8 protein-coding genes are annotated in these 7527 nt (G+C 68.4%); 2 read left to right on the forward strand and 6 right to left on the reverse strand.

Features of this window, described 5'->3' with window-relative positions; genetic code table 11:
- Positions 1–1064: 1064 nt before the first annotated feature.
- Complete coding sequence (locus MRBLML1_RS23165) at positions 1065–1265, forward strand: hypothetical protein (RefSeq protein ID WP_364520598.1); 201 nt, start codon at positions 1065–1067, stop codon at positions 1263–1265.
- Positions 1266–1386: 121 nt separating this feature from the next.
- On the forward strand, positions 1387–1629 hold the full coding sequence (locus MRBLML1_RS23170; RefSeq protein WP_364520600.1) for a hypothetical protein: 243 nt from the start codon (positions 1387–1389) through the stop codon (positions 1627–1629).
- On the opposite strand, the gene MRBLML1_RS23175 is transcribed toward MRBLML1_RS23170, so the two are convergent.
- The 6 genes from MRBLML1_RS23175 to MRBLML1_RS23200 form a co-directional block, all read right to left on the reverse strand.
- Entirely contained in the window at positions 1626–2483 is an 858-nt protein-coding gene (locus MRBLML1_RS23175) for a hypothetical protein (protein WP_364520602.1), read from the reverse strand. The genes MRBLML1_RS23170 and MRBLML1_RS23175 overlap by 4 nt on opposite strands.
- A 130-nt stretch (positions 2484–2613) precedes the next feature.
- Positions 2614–3654, reverse strand: a complete 1041-nt coding sequence (locus tag MRBLML1_RS23180; RefSeq protein WP_364520604.1) for a hypothetical protein — start codon at positions 3652–3654, stop codon at positions 2614–2616.
- A gap of 151 nt (positions 3655–3805) precedes the next feature.
- A complete protein-coding gene (locus MRBLML1_RS23185) occupies positions 3806–4081 on the reverse strand; it encodes a hypothetical protein (protein ID WP_364520606.1) in 276 nt (91 codons plus the stop codon).
- A complete protein-coding gene (locus MRBLML1_RS23190) occupies positions 4078–5862 on the reverse strand; it encodes a hypothetical protein (protein WP_364520608.1) in 1785 nt (594 codons plus the stop codon). Before MRBLML1_RS23190 ends, MRBLML1_RS23185 begins: the two co-directional genes overlap by 4 nt.
- 169 nt (positions 5863–6031) lie before the next feature.
- The gene (locus tag MRBLML1_RS23195) at positions 6032–6178 is read right to left on the reverse strand and encodes a hypothetical protein (protein ID WP_364520610.1); all 147 of its coding nucleotides are present in this window, start codon (positions 6176–6178) and stop codon (positions 6032–6034) included.
- A gap of 1030 nt (positions 6179–7208) precedes the next feature.
- Complete coding sequence (locus tag MRBLML1_RS23200; RefSeq protein WP_364520612.1) at positions 7209–7481, reverse strand: hypothetical protein; 273 nt, start codon at positions 7479–7481, stop codon at positions 7209–7211.
- Positions 7482–7527: the final 46 nt, after the last annotated feature.

The raw sequence follows: 7527 nt of genomic DNA on the forward strand, positions 1-7527 counted from the left end.
GGTCGAGTCGAAGGTGCCACCCTTGCCGTCGGGGCGGGGTGTGGTGTTGACGCTCTTGACGCGTCCGTGCATCTGCAACATTCCGGGTACTCCTCTGCTCTTGTCGCTTACTCGATCTGAGCCCGGTTGCAGCCGGGCGGCTGAGGAGTCCCTGACCTTGGGGGATCGGAGACCGCCTCCTGCGGAGGACTGTGACATGCACTACGCGATCTGTCAGCAGATCGCGAATCGACACGCTGATTCTTTACTTTGCCGTCACGTATGGATCGAGCGACCTAGGCGAGGGCCACAGCAGGTGCACCATCAAACCTACCCCCGTGTTACAGCACGGGGGTCGGCCCCGATCGCGTTCCGGAGCCACCCTCCTGGTCGCTGCAGGGGGACGTCTCAAGCGCTGCTACGAGGGGGCGGGGCCGCGCGCTCCATACCAGTATGGCCATCCCGCGCTACTTCGGGTGCTACCACCGGGCGGCGACGGGGCACGCGCTCCGCGCTCTTGCTGCCGCGCGGTGCGAACCCTGGGCGAGTTTCGTCCGCCCGCGGCGTGACGAATCATCCGGCGCGCGGCCCGTTTTCGTTCCGGTCTACCTTGACGAATCTACCGGCCGACGGATAGAATCGTTCCATGAACACGATACGAAAGAGCAACGTGTCCAACCACGAGTGCCAGCGGACGGGTGGGTGCGACCTGGCACCTACCGTGCGCGTCACTGTCGGCGCTGCCGCTCCCATGGACTACTGCGCCATCTGCGCGGCGGACGAACTAGCGGCGGTCGCGGACCTGGTGCACAGTCTCGGCCATTCGTACTCCGTGAAGGTCGACCCGCTGGCGGACCCCCGATGAGCGACACGGACGAGAAGGGTCGGCCCCTAGTGACCCCGGTAGTCGAGGCGGGCGTCTGCGCGTGGTGCGGAAACGCCACCGAGATACGAGCCAAGGGTCGACGGCCCCGGTTCTGCTCACCCGACTGCCGGCGAGCAGAGCACCGTGCTAAGAAGCGGGTCGACGCGGCCTACACCGAGCTGCTCGACGCGGAAGAGGCGTTGAAGCGCGGTGGTCGCTGATGGGCGTCGACGGACTGTCCTCCGGGCAGTGGCTCGCGTTCGCTGCCGGCTTCCTCCTCGCGCTGGCGGGCGTCGTGCTCGTCAAGGCCTCGGACGAGTTGGGCGAGCATCCGGCCGCGATACCCCTCCGGGTGCTCGCCGTGCTGCTGTGCACGCTCGGAGCGGCCGTGGCCGCGTTTGCGGCGTCAACCACGGGTTGACCCAGAATCGCCGCCTAACGGCCGCGACCCCCCTCCCTAGGGAATCACCCTCGGAGGCCCCCGGAGGCCGGCAGATCGGCACTGGCGGCCTCTCACGGATCTGCAACGAGAAGGAGTCGGCATGAACCGCAAGAACGAGTGTATCGAGCAGGGGAAGTTCCTCGGCCGTATGGCGCGGGCTCTAGTGCGCAGGGCCGAAGGAGGCGACCTGGACGCGCTGGTCGCGCTGGTCGAAGCCCAGCGCGCCATGGCGGCCGCCGTCAAGGAGGCGGGCAGTGGGCTCCACGAGCACTACTCGTGGTCCGAGATCGGGTCCTCGATCGGGACGTCGAAGCAAGCCGCCGAGAAGCGTTTCGGCTCCTAGCCAGTGGCGGCAAGGAGGTGGCTCAGCACCGTGTCCATGTCCCCGCGGCTGAGTTCCAGCCAGCGCTCGACGGCAGGGCCATACTGCTGTCCCATGACCTCGAGCGTGCGCTCTAGATCCGGTGTCGCCCGGGCGACGTGGAGGCTGGCCTTCGGCGCTAGATCGTCTCCCAGGAGTTCCGCTAGCCGGCGGCTGACCTTGGACGCGCAGAACGTCTGAGCCCTCGTCCAGCCGCTGACTCGCTCCTTGACCCTGGATGCCGGCCGCAGTTGCACCTCGACGCGGTTCGTCCCCTCGACGTACTGGCCAGGCGACTCGAGCCACTTCTCGTAGAGCCTCACCCGGATGGCCGACGACGGCGCGCCGAGGTACACCGTGCGCCCGAGGCTGCGGCCCCGCTCTGACGACTCGACACGAGTGATGCGGGACCCGTACGACGCCGCAGCGTCCTCCATGATGGCGTCCAACTCGCGGAAGGGGACGAGAGTGTCGACCCTGGTGTCGACCCTGGCGGTGCGCGCACCCTCCCACAACGCGACGCGGGCTCGGGTCTGATCTGCGACGTCAGAGGTGGCGACAACGTGGACGTCGTCCCGGTTGCCGCCGAAGTAGACGACGCCCAACTTGTAGCCGCCAGAGTCGTAGGCCTCCACCGACTGAGTCCAACCCTGCAAGCCCTTGCCGGGGAGTACGTGGTCGGCGCCCATGGCCGAGACCAGATCGTTGACGATGCGATCCCTGGCGACGTGGGTGGTCGCGGACCAGTCCCAGCCGTAGATGCTGTCGAAAGACGGCGGGTCGTGCTGCGCTACCCCAGTGCGGGTTGCGTCTACACTGCTAGCAAGCGGCGTCACCGAAGGCCTCATCTTCGTGTGGTCGTAGGAACCGGTCTCTGATTGCGAGTCAGGACCGGTTCCGCTTTTTTGCTCTTGTGCCTGCTGACGCTAGGGGTCCGGTCGTGCTCCCCCGCGAAGGCGCGCCGTACTACGGAGCCGCGTCGGCCCCGAGGACCCTGAGCACGCGGCGACCGGCGGCCGGGCCGGCGACGGCCGGTACGTCCGTGCTCGGCGCTGCGCGCCTGCGCGCGGGCGCTCCGTCCGGCGCCTGTTCCGGGGCGCCATACGTCCGGGGTGCGCAGGAGCACTTGGGCGTCGGCCGCGTGCCGTTGCACTTGTGACAGCGGCCACTCTCGGTGACGAAGCCGACCGTGAGCACAGGGGCGAAGGTGTCGTACGCCGCGAACGCGGGCGAGCCCGGTCCCCAGTGGCGGTCCTTGACCTCCGGCGTCAACTCCGTCCGCTTGCCCTCGGTGAGTTCCGTCAGCTCCATCGCGTCGTACGTCCGCCACTTGAACATGCGCCGGGCCCTGATCACGCGCTGCATGTCTCCGTCCTGGGGCGCGTCGGTAGACCAGGAGCCCTTGCAGACCGTGACGGTCTGGGTGGGCTGCCGAAGGCTGAGGTCCGCGCGATCCCAGGCCGGGCTGGTGTACCGGAACGGGATGTCGGCGCGGCGTAGTTGCTGGAGGTGGTTGATGATCGCGAAAGGCATGGTCTGGGAGCCGCGCGCCTCCGCGATGCCGGTGATCTCGTCCGCGAGCACTTCGCCGAACCTCATGTCGAGGAGTTGCTGCCACTCGACCCACGGGATCCACAGTGGGTGCGGGGCACGATGGACCCCGGTCGAGACCTCCTCTACGTGCTCTAGGTCTGCGTTGGGACCGAACAGCGCCATGCGCTTCTGGTTGCGGATCATCGCTTCTCGGCCGGCGTCGGTGGGCCTCATCATGAAGTGATCGAAGCGGTCCGGGTTCTCCTGACACATCTCGTCGTCGCACTGCCTCGGGTTCTCGTAATCCAGGATGCGAACCGTCGAGAGGACCGGGCGGCCGGCTTCCAGGGACGGGAGGGCGTCCCACACCATGGCGGCCGTCTTTCCGCCACCGTTGGCTCCTACGTAGGCACACACCAGGTACGCGCGTCGGCGATCGCGCTTCTCTGTGTTGCGGAACATCTTCATCACCATCGGTAGTCGCTCCTTTGGTCGAGCCGCCTCGCCGGCGGGGCGACTGTGTAGGTCGGGGCGGCGCCGTCCAGGCCTGCGAGCCTGTCTGCGCGGCGTCGACGGGTGTAACGCCACCAGAGGACGGCGACCACGACGGTTAGGGCGAGTGCGATCACGCTGCGCTACCTCCGCCGCCCGTGAAGAGGGAGAGCACGATGCGGACCATCTTGACGCCGAGCGAGACGGCGACGCAGGCCAGGATGGCTGTCACCACGGTCACCAGGAGGTTCCACGGCACCCAGGGGTCGAGCGAGGCGCCCAGCCCGACGAAGGAGCCCCAGGCCGAGCCGAAGTCACCTATCCAAGTGGGAGCCGGGAGGCTTCCGAAGAGGCTCGCTATGCCGCGTGCGATGCCGGCGATGATAGTCACGATGGCGTCGAAGATCACTGGCCGTCACCACCACCGACTGCCGGGGACCAGCCGAAGCCGCGGCCCAGAACCCGAAGCCCCGCCAGTGCGCCGAAGAACACGATGATCGCGGTCAGGAAGGCTCGACAGTAGCCGGCGAACGTCGCCGCTGCGCCTGAGCAGGCATTCAGAGGGTCCGACTCAAACGTGGAGTCCAGGACGGGGAACGAGACGTGCGGACCCGAGCAGCCGCCCGACGGGGCTGTGGGCGCCGACGAAGTGAAGGCCGTCAGCCAGTTCCCTAGAGTGTTGGTCGACCACGCCTCTTTCACCCCGTCCAGTTCCGCTGCGAGGTGGTCCCCGTCGGGGACGAGGAGAGCCAGGAGTCCGTCTAGGAGCGCGTCCACCAGCCCGCCGAGGAGGCCCAGCAGGTCTCCGAGCATCCCCATGATGCCCTTCGCGACAGCGACGATCACGCAGATCAGTTGCCCGCCCCACGTGGCCGGGTCGGTGATCGAGAAGTTGCACGAATCGTCCTCCGGGTCGGGGATCGCGGGGGGCTGCTCAGGGGCGTTGGCATCCGGATCGATGCAGCGATCGGCGCCCGCCGGGCAGCCCGTCTCGGGGCCCACGTAGATGACCGGCGGGGTCGTGCGCGGGGCGACGTACGGCGGGGCTGTCGTGCCAGCCGGCTGAGTTGGCAGCGTGCCCATCGGGACCGCCTCGCCGTTGTCCTGGACCGGGTTGCCCCACGCGGCGTAGCACCACGACAACTTGGTGTGACCGGCGTACTGCGAGGCGTTCCGGTACGAGGACCCAGAGAGCGCGTTCCACTGGGCTGCGGTGAGCGGGGTCGGCCAGCCGCCCTCGGATGCGGTCGAGCCTGCCGTAGTCGCCCAAGTGGGCGAGGGGTAGTACCCGGCTGCCTTCAGGGTCGGTGAAGCCTGAGAGCCGACCGCTCCTGTCTGAAGCGGTCCCTGGATCGTCAGCACCACCGAATCAGTTGCCGAGGGCGTCGCCGTGCCGCTCTGCGCGTAGCGGAACGACGTGAAGATGCTCGTGCCGGCGGAGTCCCTGCGTTGATCGGGCGCAGACGAGACGAGCGATATCGCCGTCCCTGACTGGTACGAGACGAAGCCGCTCAGGATCGCAGTCGTGCCGTTGATCGTGAGCGCGCCAGGCGACTGCGCGAAGGCCCTCAGCGTGACCGTCTGCTGCCACCTCCACGAGCCGCTGCTGCCCGTGGTCGTCCAGGCTGTCACGTAGGGCTTCATCAGCGTTCCGAGCGGGCATCCCCCGCCGCTGGTCTCGCCGGCCGGCACCTCCCCTGGCGGGGCGCCGACGTTCCACGCCTTGCACACCTCTCCCTCGCCATCCACCGACGCGCACAGTATCGTGGGCATTCCGCACGAGGTGCCGGCGCCCATGAGGACGTCAAACGAGCCGGTCTCCGACGGCGAGTCGATGTTGCCGGGGCTCGCCTCCATCCGTCCACAGGACGGCACGTCTGCCCAGACCTTGAGGTCGCCGTCGTTCATCGACCATCCGCGCCGGCAGCCACCGACGATCCGGAGTTCAGTCACTCCGGTCGGGTAGCGCTTCCAGTAGCCGGCGATGTCGCAGGACACCCACCAGCCGGCCTTCTCAGCGAGCCACGGCAGCACCCCAAATTCGTCAGACGCGCCGAAGTTGAGCACGCCCGAGGTGGTGCCGTACACCGGCTCTCCGTCGGCCGCCGCGCGACCGACCGGCCCGCCGAGCACCACCGCCAGCGCGAGGACAACGCAGAGCACGGCGGTGCTGCGAGAGTTACGATGCATCACATGTCTCCTCTCATCGGCAACCCTCAGGGCGCCGAGTGGCTGATAGTCGCGTCCATCGTGGCCGCGTTCTTCGCCGCCGCGACTTGGCTGCTACGCCGACTCTGAGCCCAGAGCGCGGGCCGATCCGTGCGTGTGGCGGACCGGCCCGCACCCTGACCCCCAGAGGTCACTTGGCGAGGCGCTTGAAGAACCCGACCATCACGGGGCCGCCCCAGCGGATCGCCGCGACGCCGAGCGCCGCGGGAACCACCAGGAGCAGCTCGGCCGGCGCGTCGGCAAAGCCGGCGAGCACGGAAGCGGAGAGACCGTCCATGTCCATTACCTCCTCTCAGTCATCCCGGCTGAACACGATCGCGGCGAGGGTCCCCACCGCGAGGCCAACGACCGTCAGGACCTGCACGAAGCGCACCGCATCTGCCCAGACGCCCAACTCAGTCACTTGGCCATCCCCTTGAAGAACCGCACCAGCAGCACCGTGCCCAGCGGGATCAAGAGAGAGTTGATGAGCGGAGCAAAGTCCGCCCAGTTGGTCACGACGGCCGTCCCATCAAGAGCCGTACGAGCGGACCAGCAGCGCTCCGAGGAACAAGCAGATCAGGCCCTGCGTGAGGGCCAGGAAGGCGATCGCTCCCGGAGTCGCCTCCACGACGCACGGGCTGTCGGCCGTGCCGCAGAGCAGCGTGGGCGACTCCGGCTCCGAGAGCGGCGACGGCCCAGGTGAAGGCTCCGACGGCGCCGGCTGCGAGGGCGAGGCCTCCGAGGTAGCCGAGGGCGTCTCCGAGGGCGGTCCGTCCGTGGGCTCGTCCTCCGGCGGCGTCGGATCGGGCGGCGAGTCCGGCGACGAAGACGACGACGGCGATGCCGAGGCTGAGCCAAGCGGCGACGCGGTGTCGTCCGACCACGCGGAGGACGGCACGAGCAACACCAGCAAGACGGAGAAGATCACCCACAGCAGACACCTCACGACCCGAAGCACAGGACGCCCTGTGACTCGTCGACGTCCACGGGGCCGACCGAGCGGCGCTTGCCCAGCACCCGTGCGACGATCCCGTACTCGTTGGCAACGCGCTCGCAAGAGGGACACATCCACGTCCGAGACGGCGGCCCCCCAGCGTCGCCGGCGAACACCAGGACCTCACGAGCCGTGGAGGCGGTCGAGCCGCATCCGGGCGTCTGGCACCCGACGGCGGGCGCCGGGTCTACAAAATCCGAGCGAGTCGGGGCACGGAGCCCCTGGTTCTCTGCGACCATGACAGCCGCCCTTCTCCCGGCGCTTACTCGCCGGGGTTGGGAAGTCGTCCCGTCGCCGCTTGCAGGCAGCGACGGGGCGCACCGGCCTTCTGTCAGCCAGCCGCGCGAGCGGGCGAGCGGACGAGGGCCACGCCACGCCAGCCGACGCCGGCACTGCCGTCCTTGCGGTTGTACGGCCGAGGAGTGACCTCCATGGCCACCTCGTCACCGACCTCCGGGGTCGGGCCGAAGTCGCGGGTGGGCTCGACGTAGTAGGTGTTGCCCCAGCCCTCGACCACGATCGTGGTCGAGTCGAAGGTGCCACCCTTGCCGTCGGGGCGGGGTGTGGTGTTGACGCTCTTGACGCGTCCGTGCATCTGCAACATTCCGGGTACTCCTCTGCTCTTGTCGCTTACTCGATCTGAGCCCGGT

Origin of the sequence: Nocardioides sp. LML1-1-1.1 (genome assembly GCF_040676175.1) — a bacterium.
Taxonomy (GTDB): Bacteria; Actinomycetota; Actinomycetes; order Propionibacteriales; family Nocardioidaceae; genus Nocardioides.

Bases quoted from the DNA above. Each gene is read 5' to 3' on its own strand.
- MRBLML1_RS23200 (WP_364520612.1), bottom strand. From the start codon at position 7,481: ATGTTGCAGATGCACGGACGCGTCAAGAGCGTCAACACCACACCCCGC.
- MRBLML1_RS23170 (WP_364520600.1), top strand. From the start codon at position 1,387: ATGAACCGCAAGAACGAGTGTATCGAGCAGGGGAAGTTCCTCGGCCGT.
- MRBLML1_RS23165 (WP_364520598.1), top strand. From the start codon at position 1,065: ATGGGCGTCGACGGACTGTCCTCCGGGCAGTGGCTCGCGTTCGCTGCC.
- MRBLML1_RS23190 (WP_364520608.1), bottom strand. From the start codon at position 5,862: ATGCATCGTAACTCTCGCAGCACCGCCGTGCTCTGCGTTGTCCTCGCG.
- MRBLML1_RS23195 (WP_364520610.1), bottom strand. From the start codon at position 6,178: ATGGACGGTCTCTCCGCTTCCGTGCTCGCCGGCTTTGCCGACGCGCCG.
- MRBLML1_RS23180 (WP_364520604.1), bottom strand. From the start codon at position 3,654: ATGGTGATGAAGATGTTCCGCAACACAGAGAAGCGCGATCGCCGACGC.